A 19,575-nucleotide genomic window follows, 5' to 3' on the forward strand; every position below is an offset into this window, starting at 1 on the left:
CGGTTATCCTCGGTTCTGAATGAACCCTTTTTGAAAAACTATTTTCTGGAAAATATATTAGATGACTTTAACTTCTCGTCTGTGTCGTAATAAAAAGTCAAAGGCATCTATTCTTGCCCTCTCCCCTAACGACAGATAAGAACTGAGGAGAGAGCTAAGAAACTAGGATGATTTATTCAAAGCTGTGATTATTTAGTTACCACTTTTAGAGGAACCGGAATGTAAGCTTCGACTTTTTCGCCTTTCAGTACTTTGTCTGCAGTTTCAACACCAAGTGCACCGATAAGGTCTGGTTGCTGCGCAATCGTTGCTGCAAGCTTGCCACGGTTTACAGCTGCGATACCATCTTCAGTACCATCAAAGCCAACGATAACGACGTCCTTACCAGAAGCTTGAACCGCACGCAGCGCTCCCAAAGCCATTTCATCGTTTTGTGCAAATACCGCTTGAACATCTGGGTTTGCTGCCAGTAGGTTTTCCATAACGTTCAGACCTTTAGTGCGATCGAAGTCTGCTGGCTGGCTGGCAAGTAGCTCCATATTGCTGCTTTTAACCGAATTCATGAAACCTTCACCACGCTCACGTGCCGCTGACGTACCCGCGATACCCTCTAGCTGAATAACTTTCGCTTTCTCGCCCACTTTCTCCATGATGTATTTACCCGCCATTTCACCACCAATCACGTTATCTGACGCTATGTGGCTAACGACTTCGCCACGGCTTGCACCACGGTCTAGTGTCAATACAGGAATATTCGAACCATTGGCCATACGAATCGCATTCGATACCGCATCCGAATCCGTTGGGTTGATCAGAATCGCTTTCACACCTCTGATTGTCAGGTCTTCGATATTCGACAGTTCTTTACTCGGATCGTTTTGCGAGTCCAGTACAATCAGTTCGTATCCCAGTTCTTTTGCCTTTGCTTCAGCGCCGTCTTTCATCGTAACGAAGAACGGGTTATTCAGCGTTGAAACCACAATCGCCATCGTATCTTGAGCTTGTGCAGCGACAGATACCGTTGAAGAAAGAAGTGCAGCAGAGATAAGAGTTGCGAGTTTTTTCATCGTTCTAGTCCTTTGTGTAGGGTGAGCCAGCACACGTCTACTGGCTCGGTTTATTCACATATTGTTGGATTGTTATGAATTACTTGTTTTTGTTGTCTACCAGTACTGCCAGCAAGATAACCACTGCTTTCGCAATCATTTGGTAGTAAGAAGAGACGTCGAGCAAGTTCAGCGCGTTATTCAGGAAACCGATGATAAGTGCACCGATCAGCGTCCCCATGATGCGGCCTTTACCACCCATCAGACTAGTACCGCCCAGAACAACTGCTGCAATCGCGTCTAACTCATAACCCATACCTGCTGTCGGTTGCGCAGAAGAAAGGCGAGAGGTCACGATGATGCCAGCAAGCGCCGCCAACATACCACAGATGGCGTAAACTCCGATCTTAACGCGATCCACGTTGATACCAGATAAGCGAGTAGCCGATTCATTACCGCCAAGCGCGTAAACATAACGACCAAAGCGGGTGTGGTTTAGTAAGTACCACGCGGCTGCAAACACAACCACCATCAGCCACACCGGAACCGGAATGCCCAGCGCATACCCCGTACCGAACCATGCAAATGCGTCAGCAGTATCAGTGAAGCCAGTAGAAATAGGTCGGCCGTCGGTGTAAACCATAGTCACACCGCGCAATAACGTCATAGTAACCAGCGTCGCGATGAAGGCCTGAACCTTACCTTTAGCGATAATGATGCCGCTAATCGCACCAAGCGCTGCACCAGCAAGGAGAGCGGTAGGCACTGCAACCAACACTGGAACTTCCATTGCAATCAGGCTTGCAGCGAATGCCCCACATAAAGCCAGTACAGAGCCTACACTTAAATCGATACCTGCGGTCAGGATTACCAACGTCATACCTACTGCGATAATCGCGTTTACTGACGTTTGGCGGAGAATATTAAGAATGTTGTCTACCGTAAAAAAGTTCGGGTTCAAAAAAGACACAACAACAATCAAAAATAACAGTGCTATCAGTGATTTTTGTTCAATCAACCACTCTTTAGTGAACAGCTTTCTGCTGCTGGTTTTAGTCGATTTGCTCATGGTGTTGGTACTCATGCTGCTTCCTCATTAATCTTTTTGCCTACGGCACAGGCGAGTAATTTTTCTTGGTCGGCGTCTTTCGCATCGAATTCACCGCTAATACGACCTTCATGCATGACAAGAATGCGGTCACTCATGCCCAGCACTTCTGGCATCTCTGAAGAAACTAAGATAATGCTCATGCCGTCGGCTTTGAATTTATTGATTAGCTGATAAATCTCTTTCTTCGCGCCAACATCTACGCCGCGCGTTGGTTCATCGAGAATCAGAACTTTAGGTTTGGTCATCAATCCTTTCGCGATAGCCACCTTCTGTTGATTACCACCAGAAAGGTTACCGATGATTTGATCACGAGTCGGCGTTTTGATGTTAAACAGCTTAATAAAGTCTTCCACCGCTATCACTTCTTCACCGTGTTGGATTTGGATTCCTTTGGTCAATTTATCCAAAGAACACAAAGACATGTTCTCTTTAACAGACAAACCAAGAACTAGACCATCGCCTTTGCGGTCTTCCGAGATATACGCAATACCATTTGCTAAGCCATCTTGCGGACTTACCGGATTAATCGTTTTATTGTCCAGATTGATAACACCGTGTTCGCTCGGCAATGCGCCGTAAATCACCTTCATCAATTCAGTACGACCCGCGCCCATCAATCCTGAAATACCAAGAATTTCACCACGCTTAAGTGTGAAACTTACATCGTGAACACCAGAACCTGTTAAGCCGATAACTTCAAGGCACGTCTCACCGTGTCTGACATCAATTCGTGGATACTGCTCTTCCAGCTTACGGCCAACCATCATCTCGATAAGACCATCTTCATCAGTATCTGTAACCTGGCATTCGCCAATGAACTTACCATCGCGAAGCACGGTAATATCGTCGCAGATTTCGAAAATTTCTTTCAAACGGTGTGAAATGTAAACAATGCCGCAACCAGCATCACGAAGCTCATTAATCACTTTAAATAGAGATTCCGTTTCGGTATCCGTCAAAGCATCGGTAGGCTCATCCATGATGATGACTTTCGATTCAAAAGAGAGCGCTTTGGCAATTTCTACCATCTGTTGCTCACCGAGACTTAAATCGCCAAGCAGCGTTTTCGAGCTGTGTTTTACATTCAAACGCTTCAGAAGTTTGTCTGCTTCATCGTACATTTTACTCCACTGAATGCGTCCCATCGTGCCCGTAAACTCACGACCAAGGAAAATGTTCTCTGCGATTGTCAGCTCAGGAATCAAATTCAGCTCTTGGTGAATGATACTGATCCCCGCTTCTTGAGAGTCACGTGGGCCTTTAAATGCAGCAGGTTGACCTTGGTACTGAATGCTACCGGAATCCATGTGATAAATGCCCGTCAGTACTTTCATCAACGTCGACTTACCTGCCCCATTTTCTCCCATGAGCGCCATCACTCGCCCCGGATACACATTAAGACTTGCTTTATCTAGCGCCTTAACGCCCGGAAACGCTTTTTCAATTTCGCTCAGTTGCAGAATGGCTTGAGTCATAATCTGTCCTCAAATTCTCTGGGTTAAAAAGCTATACCAGCTTAAAAAACTACGCCAGCTTGAAAGATAACGTTCGCATATGGGGTACATTCACCTGTGCGAATCACTGCTCTGCTTTGTTCTGTGCGATCTTTAAACGACTCGTGCGATACATAACTGGTTGTGATTGATTTTCCTGATTGCTCGCTTTCTCGACTGAGTTCTTCAAGCAGCGCTTTATGCAGTTCAGGGCTAACTTGTGCAAATTCTTCGGCAATGATGACACCTTCAATTTGTGACTCAGACAAAATCACGCGAACGGTATCAATAAAGCTTGGTACGCCATGAGTAAGCGCTAAATCGATTCGCGGCACATGTTCAGGAATTGGCAAGCCTGCGTCACAAATGGTGATTTCATCGGTATGGCCCAACGTTGCCACCAAGTAAGAAATATCTGAGTGTATTAGGGTACTTTTTTTCATCTCATAGACCTTTCGGTTACACGTTCATACAACGATGAGCGTCTGCATTAGTACATTATGGTTATTTACATAAAACTCATCGAAACGTTTCGATGCAATAATAGTTCGCTAAACTAAATTGAAAAGCGGTCTATCTGTAAGGTGTGAGAATGATCTGCAAACGAATCATAGCAAGACAAAAAAAGAAAACTCGTATCACACTTTAGCCATCGAAACGTTTCGATACGTGGGGTGTGATGTCGTTACAAAAGCTTATACAACACCGGCAATTAATAACAAATACGTCTTGCTACTGAGAAACAACCCAGTTATACGGTTAAAAATCATACACAACTTCACAGTTCTTATACGGTTCTCCGATTTTCAAGGTCAGCAAACTTAAATTCTAGTTACAATTTGATAAGAAACGTCATCCGTTAACTACCGTCAAGGTATGCAACGTTTGTAGGGAAACAAACGGAACTTGAAGAATAATAATGAAATTAAGCAGCAGAGTGATTTTGCTTGTAACGCCAGTCATCTTATTAAGTGCGGTGGTATCGAGTTACATTATCTATAGCATCCAGAAAGTCACGCTCATAAAAAGAGAAGATAGCTATATTCAGCTTCAAATGGAGAAACTCGCGGGTCAGTTCCGACAAGCGAATATATTTCTCAATAGCTACGCTTACATTCTGAGCAAGAGTGATGTTCTACAAGACTATTTAATCAATCATGATAATCCATATCGTGAGCGGGTATTATTTAATCGTCTTGATGAGACTGCCGACGTTCTGAGTTACGGGTATAACGGCGATGCCAGTATGGCGATTCTCGATGGTAAACAGAAACTACTCTATTACACGGAAAACCAATTCTTTGAATATACAGGCGCTATCGACCCCAAAGTCCTAGAGTACATATCGGAGAGTTTTGACCAATACAAAGACTTTAATCACACCGGTTTCATTTATAACTCCAGTGGTCAAAGTATTCTGCTTCAATATGGCTTAGTCGATAAACGTACAGGAGAGCAACCACTGAGCTTCGACCCTAGCAATGCGTTTTTTGTCGTCGTCACTGTTTCCCTCGAGGCGTTTAGCGATATAAAGCACGATATTGAGTTTGATACACACAGTGTTATTACTTTTTCTCAAAAGCCCATCCACCTTGATATCCCTCTTGCCCAAACGATCGAATTACTTCCTCACTTTTTCGCCGTTCTTTCACCAGCAGAATATTTGATGTGGAATAAAGTCGATAAAGTATGGCTAGAACTCGCCTTGTCATTTGGTATTGCGGCATTTTGCACCATCACTTTAATCGTCCTGATTCTTTATCGTAATGTGTTGCGCCCAGTCTCTCTGTTAGATAAACAAATTAAAGAGTTGGAATTGAACAAGCGAGATAACATTGAGAAATTGAACACTAACGACGAAATTGGCCGACTATCTACGCGAATCTTTGATATGTATGAAGAGCTACGCGTCAGTTATAAGAAAACAAAACGACTGGCTGAAACCGATCATCTGACACAACTTGCTAACCGAGTTCACTTTAATGAATTAGCAACCCGAGAGCTCTCCTCTCCTTCTGAGAATTTATGGGTGATATACGTCGACCTGGATAACTTCAAATATGTGAATGACAAATACGGCCATGAGCTGGGCGACAGCTTATTAAAATTGTATTCAAATCACATAAAAAGTGTATGTCAGAAATTTTCACATCAACATGACAGCCCATGTTTTGGTGCGCGTCTATCTGGGGATGAATTCGCAATTTTACTCAGCTCGAACAACGAAGTAAGTAACATGCCTGATTTACTTGCAGAAGAGTTGCTCAAACCAATAAATAACCTAAGCCATTCATGGTCGAGTACATTACCCGTCACCGCGAGCGTTGGTATCGCTCGATTTCCTCATGATGGTACTGATGTTGCGAGACTGCTGTCTAACGCCGATGCGGCTATGTACCAAGCTAAGCGAGCGGGTAAAAACCAATATGCCTATTATTCTGCCGAACTCAATGTAGAAGCCCAAAGACGAAGTCAAATCGAACGAGCACTCAGAAAAACCAACGTTGAAGATGAATTTCGTTTGGTTTTTCAGCCTTACATGAATCGTTATGACAACGAAATTGAAGGATTGGAAGTCTTGCTACGTTGGGAATCGGAAAGCATAGGAAATATACCGCCAGGTGAGTTTATCCCGATTGCGGAGAAAACCGGTTTATTTGACAAAATCGACCGATGGGTATTCTCTACTGCGGCCTCCACATACAACGATCTAAGAAATATCTTTGATAAAGACATTATTCTTTCGATTAATTTGTCCTCCGCAGAGCTAAACTCTCTCGAAATGGCAGAGTACATTCATACCTATACGACAAAGCACGGACTGGATCCAAAGTTCATTGAACTCGAGATAACAGAAACTTTCGCATCGGATCAACGTGGCACGGCATTACTTGATGAACTGTCTAAACTCGGATACCGTCTCGCCATTGATGATTTCGGCTCGGGTTATACTTCTCTGACTCAGTTGGTCCAATTCCCGGTACACAAAATTAAGTTTGACCGCGAGTTTCTACTGACATTGATGGAAACCAATAATGGACACGTCATTAAACCAATTATAGATTTATGCCATGCGCAGAACAAAACCGTCACAGCAGAAGGCATAGAGCACGATGTGATGCGCCAATGGCTATCGGAATATCATTGCGACTATATGCAAGGGTATCTGTTTGGTAAACCAATGAATATTGAGCAACTCCAAGAGTGGTGGGAATCAAATAGCGACAATCGCTTCAAACAACCACAACTTGCTCATCTATCAGTAGCTGGAGGGCTATCCAAAGTAGCCAAATAGAGCACCTTCCATCCATCGACTGATTTAAATATCCTGAGTAACGGTATTTTTTGAGTCAGTCATCACAGGAACTCTATTTTTCGCAGAAATGGTTGGCATGAAAAAATCACAGGCGAGTCTAGTCGCCATCGTTGGCTGCCCCCACGCGCCACAAATATCTTTATCGCTCGCCTTGTCGCGAGTGAATTGTCGACACTGGCCGCATTTTTTATTCATATCAATCCCTTGTGATCAAAGACCAAACTGTTGCTCTACTGAAACGTGTGTTCTTTATACTCAGCCTCGAAAAACAAAATAAAAAGATTATTCAGTAATCATCACCTGGAGCGAACCGTATCACAAGCCATCAAATGATAAGTTGATATTTAGCAATATTTGATCGATAACAGAACTCCTAGCTTTCAATGCAAGTAGCATTTAATAGCTCACAATTTCACTAAATTAATTCGCATAAACATTTATTTCAGTCAAATTTATTCATTTAATATTGAACTAAAAGTATTTTTTAACCTCAAATATTCTTTTAATGCAATTCGGTCAACCTCAGTTCCAACTGGTGAATTGATTGGAGAATACCAAGCGACGGACTCTGCTTCATAGCATTCTATTTCTCCGTCCCACTTAGGAATTACATAATAATGTAGTAGTTGCAGTTCGGTCGTTGTTGGATGATATAGAGAACACAAATAAACAAATGATTGTGGAATAATATTCAACTCTTCTTTGAGCTCTCGATACAATGCCTGTTGCTGAGTTTCGTCAAGCTCTAGATGCCCACCAGGAATAGCAACGACACCAGGGTCGGTTGCTTTATCTTTTGCTCGTGTTTCCAGCAATACTTGCGCGTCTTTTACTAATATAAAAGACACACACTCATATACGTTCATTAAAACCTCTTTCCTATCGACTGTGGGTTATATTATTCCAATCTATACTGTGCAAGTGTTTGCATTCAAGATTCAATTCATGATTTGTTACGACTCGGATCACAGAGTGAATTTTTTATTCTACGTCGCGGAGAAAAAATAAAAGTATTGAAATCAAAAAAGTTTTTTTGATTGAACAATAATTAAACAATGTTTTTTAAATAAAAAACACCTCAAACATCCGTATACATAGTTTTATTAATTACATAATTAAGTTATTATTTATTCAGAAGTTTTTTAGATAAAAAGAAAAACCATTTAACATCAAAAAGTTAGCTTTAAAGTTATAGCTGAATAATAAACCCCCATAAGTAAGTGCAAACATGCATATTACGTTTTAATGGGATTAGAATCAGATTGATGTACATGTAGTATTACTGAATGCATGAGGTATTCAGCAAGTTTGTAACACCTAGGGTTTTATTTAATCAAAATGAAAAAGTCATTTTTATTGTTGATATGGACGTTTTTCTCTGTTTCTCCTTTCGCTCTTGCTAAAAACACGGATGGCAAAGGCCAGGTAGAGAATCAGATTGCTCAACAAGTTAGAAAAACATACAAGGACGCCAAGCTAGACGGCGTTATCGATTTTAAACTTTTTAATGATGCTTATTTAGCATACAAAAACACCAAGAATAGAAAGAAGCCAGTTCTGACTATCATTGATTACAGCAAACCATCGACTGAAAAGCGATTTTATGTCGTTGATTTAAATAAGAAGAAACTGATCTTTAATACTTATGTATCACACGGTGTAAACAGTGGAAAGAAAACCGCCACGAAGTTTTCTAATATTGTGAACTCTAGAAAAACCTCATTAGGCACGTTTTTGACTGACACCACCTATTACGGATCTAATGGTTATTCACTTCGATTAGATGGTTTGAACTCAGGAGTAAACGACAAAGCTCGCGAGCGTTACATTGTTGTACACGGAGCCAAGTACGCTAACCCCTCTTTCATCGAAAAGAATGGTTACTTAGGGCGCAGTTGGGGCTGTCCAGCTCTGCCAGAAAAACTGTCACGTATCATCATTGATACCATAAAAGGTGGCAGTGTTATCTACGCAAGTGCTTAACTTAACATACAAAAGGGAGTGGTTCCGAACCGCTCCCTTTTGTATTACACATCAAACCATAAACAGAGTAAGAGAATCTACCCACTAATTATTGCCATACGGAAAGTGCTCGAACATTTTCACTATCTCTTCCGAAATCAAATTCTCTCTCCGGTCAGTGTCCATCGATTCTGTCAGTTTACGACTCGACACGCCTTTCCACACGACTTGGTTCTCTTTAGTATCCACTAATTCAACCACGAGGTTGCCGAATTTTCGCTCTCTATATCTTTCTGGACTTGACGTAATGACACCGAAACTATTCCAGCCGTAGCCAAAGCTGACACTAGAGCCAGAAGAGACAAACTCGGTATTCTTAACAATGTCATGATGAACATAAATATCACCACCACTTGCTACTCGTTTCATTCCTTTGGCCTGTAACTGAGCTGCGATACCCTGTTCAATACGTCGAGCATCAATACTCTCAGGGGCGCCATTCTGCTCTCCAAAATCGAATGTGCTATACGATGAAAAATCAGCTTGCTTATCGACATCGGTTGTCACTGTGGTACAAGCTGCGATCAGCAATGCCATTCCACCTAAAATGACTCCTCTCCACATAGTTGTTCTCCTCTGATTTGCGGGCAGTATCAGCGCCTTTTGCTTATATGGCTGAAAATAAAAAATACTTCTACACCATTGAGTCTTAACCATGAATGCCAAGTGTTCAATATCAATACAGTTTCTTTCACTTTCAAAGACACAATTTAATCAATGATTTTCAAATTGACCCGCAAGGCACTATCAATCCTGCATAAAAGGCAGGTCTTGCGCATTTTTTATTCAAAAAACAACCAATTGATGAGAAAAGACTTTTCTTTTCAATTTAATGTGGCATATTAGCTGAGTCCTTTCGGTGCGCGGGCATCGTATAATGGCTATTACCTCAGCCTTCCAAGCTGATGATGCGGGTTCGATTCCCGCTGCCCGCTCCAATCCTCTGATTAAAACCTCAAACGCATTACTCTGTTCAACTTGATACGTATTTAAGCTTCCAGTCGTCTGCAAATGCAACGCAATTATCTTCCGTTCTTCGGTGAAGATACTAAGTTTAAAATAATAAAAAATGCCACTCTCGAAGCAAGAGTGACATTTCATCGGATGAACTAGAATGCAGTTAAATCGAGAAAGCAGATCTGTTACTTAATCACAGCTCCATTTCTGCTTTGATCTGCTCTACCCAACCAGCAATTCGCTGCTCAGTAAGACTGGATTGATTTTCTTTATCGATAACTAAACCGACGAAGTCATCTCCATCGACAGCATTGGAAGAACCAAACTCGTAACCTTCGGTTGGCCAGAAGCCGACCATTTCCGCCCCACAGTTAGCGACATGGTCATACAACTCACCAAGTGCGTCAACGAACTCATTTGTATAAGCGACCTGGTCTCCTAAACCGTACAACGCGACTTTAATGCCGGTCAGATCCATATCTGAGAAGTTAGGTAGAAATTCTTCCCAGCTTTCCTCCTGGCAATCTACGGATAACCCTGGTAGCTGACCTTCACCTAAAGTCGGTGTTCCTAAAATAAGATAGTCATAGCTAGTGAATTCTTTAGCGTCGACTCTATTAATATTTTTAGGCTTATCGGCAATTTCATCACCGAGTTGTTTTTGGATCAATTTGGCCATTTTTCGAGTGCTACCCATATCGGTACCAAAAAAAATTCCTACTTTGCTCATAATTAGCTCCTTGCTTAAAATATCGTAATGGCAGAGATACCCTGCAAAATACTCACCAAACTTTAAAGCCTAAAAATCAATAACTTAGAAATAACCACGCATTACAATAACTGACATATTGTCGTAAAGATGACAATTAATCGTCATCATCGTCATCTTCAGGTTGCCAAATCAAAGGGCGATATATTTCAACTCGATCGCCTTCCTTAAGCTCGCTGTCTAACTTGGAGACCTTGCTGAAAATACCGACTTTTTGTTTATCAAGATCGATGTTTGGAAACATGTTTAAAATGTTAGAGGCCTGAATTGCACTCAGCACTGTCGCAGTATGATCAACATCGACAGACAGCCATACCTGTTCATCTGGTAGCGCGTACACAACACTTACTTTCATCATTACCCCCTAACGTGAGCAACAGTCGGAACCGCATTTTTAACGACCGATTCGTACTTTTGTTTTAACGCAAGTACCAACCCCAGAACCAAGAAGCCTCCCGGTGGCAAAATAATCAGAAGCAGCCCTCGGTAATCGTCAATAATGACCAGTTCCAGAAACGCGAAACGTTCCCCTAAAAGCAAATGAGCATTGCTAAACAATGTCCCGCTACCAAGAATTTCCCTTATGGCACCCAGCGTGGTAAGCACCCACGTAAAACCTAAGCCCATAAACAGACCATCAGCAATTGACGGCAATACAGCACTTCGACTGGCAAAGGACTCCACACGACCGAGAATGGCGCAGTTTGTGACTATTAAGGGGATAAACAGCCCGAGTACTTTATGCAGAGAATGAAGATAAGCATTAAGTACCGCATCTATCAGTGTCACTAATGTAGCAATAATGATGACGTTGACCGGAATACGAACCGTCTTACTGATAATGCCTTTTGCCATCGAGTTCAGAGTATTGGCAGCAACCATAACAACCATCGTCGCAAGGCCAAGACCTAAACCATTCGTTGCACTACTTGTCACCGCAAGCAGCGGGCAAAGGGCAAGAGACTGCTTTAATACAATGTTGTTACCCCATAAGCCTTGAGAAATAATAGTTTTGTATTGATTTGAGTCACTCATTGTTCGCTCCTTGATATGATTCAAGCGCTAATAACGCTTGATGAACGCCCTTCACTACCGCTCTGGGGGTGATCGTCGCACCACTGAATTGGTCAAAGTCTCCACCATCTTTTTTCACGGCCCATAAACCAGTGTTCTCTAAAGCTCGTTTCGCAAAACTATGTATCCAGTTACTTTTTTGTGCTTCTATTTTGTCACCGAGTCCAGGAGTTTCACTGTGGCTGATGATTCGCACACCAATGATCTCGCCATTTAGCGTGACCCCAATAAGAAACCTTATCGTGCCGCTGTATCCCTCCTGATCACCACGAATGACCCAATCAATCAATTGATGCTTGTCGTCTTCCACTCGGTAAAGTTCGTAAGATTTGCCTTCGAACTCAATAAGTTCACTAAATGAGAACACATCATTCGCGTAGGATTGCCCCGCCAGAACCTCTCTCAATAGTGCATTTTGGTCTTCGAGTATTCGCTGTGCTATAACGGGTTTTGTTGCCCAATCGGTAGCAAATAACAGTAAAGCAGCAAGAGCGCAGGCACTAGCAAGCAAACCTACCTGATATGAAATCCGCTCTTTAAATTGTTGTAATCTGATTTCCATGATTATTTCCCCGTTGCTGTGGTCGCGCCGAAAACACTAGGTCGCATGTAATAATCAATCAGTGGGCTGACTCCATTCATAATCAGTACAGCGAAAGCGACACCTTCGGGATAACTTCCGAACGTTCTGATTAACCAAACTAAAAGGCCACAACCCAACCCATAAAGGAGCTGTCCACGAATACTGGTTGGAGAGGTCACGAGATCCGTCGCGATATAGAAAGCGCCCAACATCGCTGCACCACTGGTCAGGTGCACCCACGGAGACAAGTAAACTTCAGCGTTAATTAAATGGCCAACAAAAGCAGGTAGTGCCAAACCGAGCATAAAGGTAAGTGGTATAGCCCAGTGGACTATTCGTCTCCAAAGCAGGTAACCACCCCCACATAGAATCAGAAAAGTACTGGTTTCACCCAGACTTCCTGAGTGCTGTCCAAAGAACTGTTCGGTGAACTCAACAGGAAAGATACGCTCACTACTTAACGCTGTAGCGGAAGTTACTCCATCAAAACTAAGCCAGCCTTCCGGCACCGTGACTAAGTTGTTACTCAAATCGATCGGAGTTGGAGCCGCCCACTGCGTCATTTCGACGGGAAAGCAGATGAGCAACATAACGCGCGCTAACATCGCCGGATTGAATAAATTTTGCCCTAAGCCTCCGTAGATTTGCTTACCTAAAATAATCGCAAACATACTGCCCAAAATAGCCAGGCTGATCGGAAATGACGGAGGTAAACTCATGGCTAACAGCAAACCCGTTAATATGGCTGAGCCATCAAAACACGCGCTAGGTTTCTTGTTCATCGCCAACAAGCATAAACACTCACTGATAATGCAAGTTAGGCAACAAACTGCTATCAGAGCAATGCTATTGCGCCCAAACTGAAACCCTGCGAACACGCAGGCAGGGAATAACGTTAATATCACCAGATACATAATTCGTGTTGTCGAACTCCCGTTATGGGCGAACGGACCTATCACCGAGTCGTACTTAATCATAATTGTTGCTCCTTCTCGGTAGCAGTTGCTTGTCGAGTAACGCGTGCAGGACGTGCAGGTCTTTCTGGCCGTGAAGGCTTCTCAGCAGGCGCTGATCTGCCGCTACTCCTGGTAGGTCTCGCTGCTTTCTGTGCTGCTTGTGCAGCCTTTTTCTCTGCCGTTTCCAGAGCGAGACGTTGCTTACGAGACTCATTGAGTACTTTCGCCTGAGCCGACTTTCTTTCCTGAAAAGCGGTCGAGGCAATCGCGCCTTTCGCATGCATGAAATACTGCACTAGAGGGATGGATGATGGACATACATATCCGCATGCACCACAAGACAAACAATGGTTCACACCAAGATCTTCGGCACGTTTGAAATCCGAAACACGCGTATATGCTGCCATCTGAAATGGCATTAGACCCATCGGGCATGCGCGGACACATTGCCCGCAACGAATACACTCTTGGTGTTTGGACTCAATGAATACTTCATCTTCCGTAAGGGCTAGAATCCCTCCAACCGTTTTATCGACTGGTACCTGCATTGAAGGCACAGCTTGGCCCATCATTGGTCCACCCAAAAGTAACCGCTCTGTAGATTCGCTGACACCACCACAATAGTTGATCACTTCATTTACCGGTGTTCCGATTGGTACCTCAACATTTTTCGGCTCTGCGATACCCCTACCACTAACGGTCACAATCCGAGAAACCAATGGGCGTCGGAATCGAACAGCATGATACACAGCCCTAACCGTGGAGATATTGTTCACCAGGATCCCAACTTGAGTTGCGCGACCACCTGGAGGAACATCTTTCCCGGTCAGCGTTTTTATCAAATGCTTCTCCGAGCCCATCGGGTAGATACTCGGCACCTTACGTACTTCGATAGAATCCACTTCACTTGCAGCATAATGGAGTGCACTGAGTGCTTCTGGTTTGTTATCCTCTATCCCAACAATTGCCCGTTTAGCGCCACTTGCAATCAATAGCATCTGTATCCCTGCGATGATCTCTTCGGGATAGCTTTGCATCGTTAAATCATCACTGGTCAGGTAAGGTTCGCACTCTCCCCCGTTGATGATGATGGTGTCCACATTGGAACTACGTGAAAAGCGTATTTTTACTGCCGCCGGGAAGCCCGCACCACCAAGCCCAACGATGCCCGCTTCTGCTACTCTTTCGATAATGGTGTCCGCGTCCAGGTCGTGGATGCTTTCACCTGGTGAAGTCTCACCCCAATGTTTATCGTCGTTCGCCCGAATCACTACTGTGTCACATTTCACTTTCGCAGGATGAGTAGTGATATGTGGAACAATCGCAGTCACAATGCCATTGACTGATGAGTGGACCGGCGCGACGAAATCATTCTGCCCTACAGCAATAAGTTGACCTCGGTAGACCTGATCTCCGACACTGACCAACGATCTGAGCTTAGCACCCGAACGAGTCTGTAGTGCTAAGTAGATATTTCTTGGCCAAAATTGACGGTCAATGCTTTTATCCGATGTAAGCCCTTTATAAGCTTTGGGATGGACCCCACCGCGAAATGGCTTACTCAATAAACTAAAATCTATCAAACTGGACATGGTTCACTCCTAAGCCGTCAACGAAGGTTTTGGCCAATACCATGTCGATACTGAAGGCGTAACTTCAGACATGGTGAGGCAGCCTTGGGTACACGCTTTTTCACACAACTGGCATCCGGTGCACACATCTTTTATTACCGTATGCAGCTGCTTAGGCGCACCGACAATCGCGTCGAAAGGACACGCTTTGTAGCATCGGTTACAGCCTGTGCACTCGGCTTCATTAATACGTGCAACCAACTCGATATCTTGATCATCAACATCAATAGAAACACCAAGCAACTGTGCGACATTCTGCGCAAGCGCAGCACCTCCTGGTGGGCAACACGATGGGCTCAGTTCTCCCGAAACCATTTTTTCCGCGGCTTGACGGCAGCCAGCCTCACCACATTGACCACACTGACCTCCTGGTAATAGTGCTTCAACTTTGTCTATGCGCGGGTCTCCCTCAACATGAAACACCTTTGCCGCGTACCCTAGCGCTAAGCCAAGTACAGCACCGAGACAAACAAAGAAAATGAGCGTTGTAAGTAACATGTTTAAGTCTCCTTTACGCCATTCCTGAAAAGCCCATAAAGGCCATTGATAAGAAGCCCGCGGTGATAAATGCGATTGGTGAGCCTTTGAAGGCTTCCGGTACATGACTCAACGTAAGCTGACTGCGTAAACCGGCAAAAATGGTGAGCACCAACATAAAGCCCAACGCAGATCCAAAACTGAACATCACGGTATTAAGAAATGACAACTCATCCTGAACGGCTAACAAAGCAACACCGAAGACCGCACAGTTGGTGGTAATGAGCGGTAGGAAAACGCCAAGCGCCTGATAAAGTTCGGGAAATGATTTCTTAACGTATAGCTCTGTGAACTGTACAACTGCAGCGATGACCAAAATGAAGGATATGATCCGCATAAACTCCAGATGTAATGGCTTCAAAATAGTAAATTCAATCAACCAGCTGCATACCGTCGCAAGAGTAAGTACAAAAATGGTCGCTACCCCCATTCCTACCGCACTCGTAATCTTGCTCGACACCCCCATAAACGGGCACAAGCCCAGAAATTTGGCTAGCACGACATTGTTTACAAATGCCGCGCTGAGAAAAATGATCAATCCTTCGGACATAACAACACTCCAATAACTTGCACTATCGACTATGGTGCATAGCCTATGCCACGAGTGAAATGTTGCACCGAGTTGTATCAAAACCCTCGATTTACCAAGTACTAGAACAGATATGCACTGCGCCAAACCCGCAGATTAACCTTGTCAGAAAGCCAACAAACTTTGCTTAATCGAAGTAATAATTGTCCGAAATCAAACAAAGTTTAATTGGAGTGGGCCCACCAGAACTGGTCTGAGAGTCTGGAATAGGAAATGCATTACATGTTGTTACATCACTAAACGTAGTTACATCACCAAACGTAAAGGGATAGACGTATGGAACAACTTGAGAACTTTCTACCCGATAGCCATCCAACGGCATTTAATACGCGCGCGTTCGAACAGATTGTTGCGCATGCGCCAGTTGCTATCAGCATTACAGATAAGCATGGCAACATACTTTTCGTTAACCAGACTTTTAGCCAAATAACCGGCTATTCTCCCCACGAACTCATCGGTAAAAATTCGTCTTTACTTTCGTATAAGGCAACGCCTCAGAGTGTTTACCAAAACATGTGGTTCGCCATTACCAACGGTGATCACTGGCAAGGTCAACTGGTGAACAGGAAGAAAAATGGCCAGCCTTATATCGCGGAAATGTCGATATCTCGATTGAAAGAACAAAAGGGCGAAACCCGTTACTATGCAATTCATAGAGATATTACCGAACGCCACCTGCGCATCACTGATCAGAAGAATCAATTTACGCTGTTTCAGGCGGTTCTTAATGGATCATCAACAGCAATCGCATTAGTTGATTCATTGAATAACCTTTTAGTCACGAATAAAAAATATCAGCGGATAGAGCAAAGTATCCAACATTCACCCATTGATCTCCTGTTAAGCAGTATCAAACAAGATTATCAATATGACAGTTTGGTGGAATTTATTGGTCAGCAAAAAGCTCGTACGCAGAATATTTCTATTCGCAGCGAAGATGGTACACACGAACGATGGTTTGAGTTCGCTATGGTCAAAACCCCGGTTTCAACGATTAACATTGAACACTATTTTCTTCCTGATAGTGATGATGACTACACCGTTATTTCTATTACCGAACGCACCAAAGAAAAATTGCTGGTTGAAGAGCGCCGAATTAACGCGGTCAAACTGATGGTCAGAGACAACAAATACGTCCACGCCATGCAAGAAGCATTGATGGGCACCCTCCATCAACTGCAGGGACCGTTCAATGTCATTAATTCTGCCGTAAACATTCTAAAACGTACCAATGCCGCCTGCCCGGGTTTAGTCGCAATGGACGATGCAATGGCTACCGCGAACTCTGCTATGCATGAAATTCAACTCGCTATCCCTGAGCGTGAAAGAGAGGCGCTACAACCCGTCAACCTAAACGAAATTATTCGTGATGCATGCAACATCACCGGTGATGAGTTAATGCGGTTGTCTATCCATTTAGAACTCGACCTATCACAAAAACTCTCGTCTATTAACGGCACGCCTCATCGACTCATTCTTGCGTTAAAGCAACTTATCGATAATGCGTTGGACGCAATCAAACTAGCGAAACCGGTAGACCGAACATTGTTTATTCACTCTTATGAACAAAACGGCGAAATCATCATTGATATTGAAGACAGCGGCTTAGGAGTCAAAGAAGAGCTTCGTTTGACCGTCTTCCAACCTTTTTACAGTACCAAACCGAAACATCAGTCCGGCTGTCGTGGAATAGGACTCTCAATCGTGCAGCAGGTTCTTAACGAACACTCTGCCACCGTCACTATCTCAGATAGTCAGAGACTAAACGGTGCGAAAGTTTGCTTAACATTTCCAATTAATAGCGGTAGAACATTATGATTGAAGAACATACTCTCTTAAATTTAGAGCGTCAGTTGTTGGCGGCAATGTATCGAATATCGAGTGTTCTTAATGCTAGCCTAAACTACGTTGAATCCTCCGACAAAATCCTGAAAATACTGCATGACGAATGTCGATTGCAGTGTGGGATGCTCACTATCCTCGACCACGAAAAAAACATTTTGCTAGTTAAATGTGTGCACAGTCCAACCAGCGACAACACCAGTGGGCAAAAGAACGTTTACTATAAAACAGGCGAAGGCATTGTGGGAGAAGTTCTCAGCCGCGGCAGTTCAATGGTCATCCGCAACCTTGGTAGTGATATGCGCTTTGCGGATAAACTTGCGCTCTACGACTACGATAAACCCTTCATCTGTGTGCCGATCAAAGACAGCAACAGTAAAGTGCTTGGTGCGCTTTCTGCCCAGCCGCCAAACGTTGGTGATGAGCATCTGACTCTGTTATCCAAATTTCTAGATATGATTGGCAATCTGATTTCGAAGAATATTCAATTGGCTCAAAACGTTGAACGTACCGAAAAAGAGTTGGTCGATGAACGAGATGGCCTGCGGCGCAAGGTCCGTAATAACTACAGTTTCCGCAACTTAGTCGGCCACACGAAAGTTATGAGGCAAATCTTTGACCAAATTCGCTTGGTGTCTCGATGGGATTCAACGGTACTTGTTCGAGGAGAATCAGGAACCGGTAAAGAGCTGATAGCAAATGCCATTCACTATAATTCGCCTCGTGCTGATCGCCCATTCGTTAAACTTAACTGCGCGGCATTACCAGATAACTTGCTCGAGTCTGAGCTGTTTGGTCATGAAAAAGGCGCATTTACGGGTGCCGTAAAACAACGTAAAGGCCGTTTTGAAATGGCGCACAATGGCACGATATTCCTAGACGAGATTGGTGAAACCAGTGCAGCCTTTCAGGCTAAGTTGTTGCGCGTACTGCAGGAAAAAGAGTTCGAACGCGTTGGAGGTACAACGACGATTTCTGTCAATGTCCGTATCATCGCTGCAACAAACCGCCATCTTGAAGACGAAGTAGCCCAAGGAAACTTCCGTGAAGACCTCTACTATCGTCTCAACGTCATGCCAATGCACTTACCGGCTCTGCGTGACCGAATTCAAGACATACCTGAGCTCGCAGAGTACATGAGGAAAAAATTAAGCAATCAACAAGGCCGGGAGCTCACCATCAGCGATGACGCGATACGCGTTATGATGAATCACAACTGGCCCGGAAACGTTCGTGAGCTGGAAAACACCTTAGAGCGCGCTGCTGTTCTGTGTGAATCTGGCGTCATTGATGCCAGCTTAATTACAATAAATCAAACCGAGGCAAGCTTTGCCAATATGCTACAACCCGCGTATACAGCGAGTTCAGGTTTTTCAGCACCACCTTCTCGCGTCACAGAGAGTCATCTTATGGCCAGAGAAAAGAGCAAACCTGCTGATGAACGAGAGCTGGTCATTGATGCCCTTGAACGTACTGGTTGGGTCAAAGCAAAAGCAGCGAGGTTATTAAATATGACACCACGTCAAATAGCGTATCGAATCCAAATATTAAATATCGAGATGAAACAAATCTGACAATTTTCAGGACATTATTATTGTCAACTATCAGACAATTGTTGTTAGCCCACAACGTTAGCCATTTAAAAACAA

Annotated in this window: 19 protein-coding genes and 1 tRNA gene; 5 read left to right on the forward strand and 15 right to left on the reverse strand. The window is 43.7% G+C overall.

The features are described 5' to 3' along the window. Positions 1-188 precede the first annotated feature (188 nt). The 4 genes from rbsB to rbsD all read right to left on the reverse strand — a co-directional run bounded on the left by rbsB (position 189) and on the right by rbsD (position 4,093). Positions 189-1,067 carry a ribose ABC transporter substrate-binding protein RbsB gene (rbsB, locus tag ACWYU8_RS06560; RefSeq protein WP_457518191.1) on the reverse strand — a complete coding sequence of 293 codons (879 nt, stop codon included), beginning with the start codon at positions 1,065-1,067 and terminating at the stop codon, positions 189-191. A 79-nt stretch (positions 1,068-1,146) separates the two neighbouring features. Beyond that, complete coding sequence (gene rbsC, locus ACWYU8_RS06565) at positions 1,147-2,130, reverse strand: ribose ABC transporter permease (RefSeq protein ID WP_457518193.1); 984 nt, start codon at positions 2,128-2,130, stop codon at positions 1,147-1,149. Beyond that, positions 2,127-3,632 carry a ribose ABC transporter ATP-binding protein RbsA gene (gene rbsA, locus ACWYU8_RS06570; RefSeq protein WP_457518195.1) on the reverse strand — a complete coding sequence of 502 codons (1,506 nt, stop codon included), beginning with the start codon at positions 3,630-3,632 and terminating at the stop codon, positions 2,127-2,129. Before rbsA ends, rbsC begins: the two co-directional genes overlap by 4 nt. 41 nt (positions 3,633-3,673) lie before the next feature. Then, positions 3,674-4,093 (reverse strand): D-ribose pyranase, encoded by a 420-nt coding sequence (gene rbsD, locus ACWYU8_RS06575; protein ID WP_457518197.1) that lies wholly within the window; start codon positions 4,091-4,093, stop codon positions 3,674-3,676. Positions 4,094-4,569: 476 nt separating this feature from the next. On the opposite strand from rbsD, the gene ACWYU8_RS06580 reads away from it, so the two are divergent. Further along, positions 4,570-6,945: an EAL domain-containing protein gene (locus ACWYU8_RS06580; RefSeq protein WP_457518199.1), complete on the forward strand. Its 2,376-nt coding sequence runs from the start codon at positions 4,570-4,572 to the stop codon at positions 6,943-6,945. A gap of 24 nt (positions 6,946-6,969) precedes the next feature. Here ACWYU8_RS06580 and ACWYU8_RS06585 read toward each other — a convergent pair whose 3' ends face one another. Both ACWYU8_RS06585 and ACWYU8_RS06590 read right to left on the reverse strand, forming a co-directional pair. Next, positions 6,970-7,161 carry a hypothetical protein gene (locus ACWYU8_RS06585; RefSeq protein ID WP_457518201.1) on the reverse strand — a complete coding sequence of 64 codons (192 nt, stop codon included), beginning with the start codon at positions 7,159-7,161 and terminating at the stop codon, positions 6,970-6,972. A 257-nt stretch (positions 7,162-7,418) separates the two neighbouring features. After that, positions 7,419-7,832 (reverse strand): NUDIX domain-containing protein, encoded by a 414-nt coding sequence (locus ACWYU8_RS06590; RefSeq protein ID WP_457518203.1) that lies wholly within the window; start codon positions 7,830-7,832, stop codon positions 7,419-7,421. 472 nt (positions 7,833-8,304) lie between these two features. On the opposite strand from ACWYU8_RS06590, the gene ACWYU8_RS06595 reads away from it, so the two are divergent. Continuing rightward, on the forward strand, positions 8,305-8,949 hold the full coding sequence (locus tag ACWYU8_RS06595) for a murein L,D-transpeptidase catalytic domain family protein (RefSeq protein WP_457518205.1): 645 nt from the start codon (positions 8,305-8,307) through the stop codon (positions 8,947-8,949). Between the two features lie 84 nt (positions 8,950-9,033). On the opposite strand, the gene ACWYU8_RS06600 is transcribed toward ACWYU8_RS06595, so the two are convergent. Next, positions 9,034-9,552, reverse strand: a complete 519-nt coding sequence (locus tag ACWYU8_RS06600) for a DUF4136 domain-containing protein (protein ID WP_457518207.1) — start codon at positions 9,550-9,552, stop codon at positions 9,034-9,036. Between the two features lie 299 nt (positions 9,553-9,851). Between ACWYU8_RS06600 and ACWYU8_RS06605 the strand changes: the two genes are divergently transcribed. Next, positions 9,852-9,926: transfer RNA gene (locus ACWYU8_RS06605), tRNA-Gly, on the forward strand. Between the two features lie 212 nt (positions 9,927-10,138). On the opposite strand, the gene ACWYU8_RS06610 is transcribed toward ACWYU8_RS06605, so the two are convergent. From ACWYU8_RS06610 to rsxA, 8 genes are all read right to left on the reverse strand, one after another. Beyond that, on the reverse strand, positions 10,139-10,675 hold the full coding sequence (locus ACWYU8_RS06610) for a flavodoxin (protein ID WP_457518208.1): 537 nt from the start codon (positions 10,673-10,675) through the stop codon (positions 10,139-10,141). Between the two features lie 136 nt (positions 10,676-10,811). Then, the gene (locus ACWYU8_RS06615) at positions 10,812-11,069 is read right to left on the reverse strand and encodes an RnfH family protein (protein ID WP_457518210.1); all 258 of its coding nucleotides are present in this window, start codon (positions 11,067-11,069) and stop codon (positions 10,812-10,814) included. Positions 11,070-11,071: 2 nt separating this feature from the next. Next, entirely contained in the window at positions 11,072-11,749 is a 678-nt protein-coding gene (locus tag ACWYU8_RS06620; protein ID WP_457518212.1) for an electron transport complex subunit E, read from the reverse strand. Continuing rightward, complete coding sequence (locus ACWYU8_RS06625) at positions 11,742-12,350, reverse strand: RnfABCDGE type electron transport complex subunit G (RefSeq protein ID WP_457518214.1); 609 nt, start codon at positions 12,348-12,350, stop codon at positions 11,742-11,744. The genes ACWYU8_RS06620 and ACWYU8_RS06625 overlap by 8 nt, the downstream gene beginning before the upstream one ends. A gap of 2 nt (positions 12,351-12,352) precedes the next feature. Then, complete coding sequence (locus ACWYU8_RS06630) at positions 12,353-13,348, reverse strand: RnfABCDGE type electron transport complex subunit D (RefSeq protein WP_457518216.1); 996 nt, start codon at positions 13,346-13,348, stop codon at positions 12,353-12,355. After that, positions 13,345-14,919, reverse strand: coding sequence for an electron transport complex subunit RsxC (gene rsxC, locus ACWYU8_RS06635; protein ID WP_457518217.1), 1,575 nt, complete (start codon positions 14,917-14,919; stop codon positions 13,345-13,347). Before rsxC ends, ACWYU8_RS06630 begins: the two co-directional genes overlap by 4 nt. Positions 14,920-14,928: 9 nt before the next feature. Continuing rightward, on the reverse strand, positions 14,929-15,456 hold the full coding sequence (locus ACWYU8_RS06640; RefSeq protein WP_457518219.1) for an RnfABCDGE type electron transport complex subunit B: 528 nt from the start codon (positions 15,454-15,456) through the stop codon (positions 14,929-14,931). 13 nt (positions 15,457-15,469) lie between these two features. Next, entirely contained in the window at positions 15,470-16,045 is a 576-nt protein-coding gene (gene rsxA / locus ACWYU8_RS06645) for an electron transport complex subunit RsxA (protein ID WP_457518220.1), read from the reverse strand. Positions 16,046-16,360: 315 nt separating this feature from the next. On the opposite strand from rsxA, the gene nifL reads away from it, so the two are divergent. Together nifL and nifA are read left to right on the forward strand one after the other, a co-directional pair. Next, positions 16,361-17,902 (forward strand): nitrogen fixation negative regulator NifL, encoded by a 1,542-nt coding sequence (nifL, locus tag ACWYU8_RS06650; RefSeq protein WP_457518222.1) that lies wholly within the window; start codon positions 16,361-16,363, stop codon positions 17,900-17,902. Further along, on the forward strand, positions 17,899-19,500 hold the full coding sequence (nifA, locus tag ACWYU8_RS06655; protein ID WP_457518224.1) for a nif-specific transcriptional activator NifA: 1,602 nt from the start codon (positions 17,899-17,901) through the stop codon (positions 19,498-19,500). Before nifL ends, nifA begins: the two co-directional genes overlap by 4 nt. The last annotated feature ends 75 nt before the right edge of the window (positions 19,501-19,575 follow it).

Source organism: Vibrio limimangrovi, assembly GCF_054064025.1.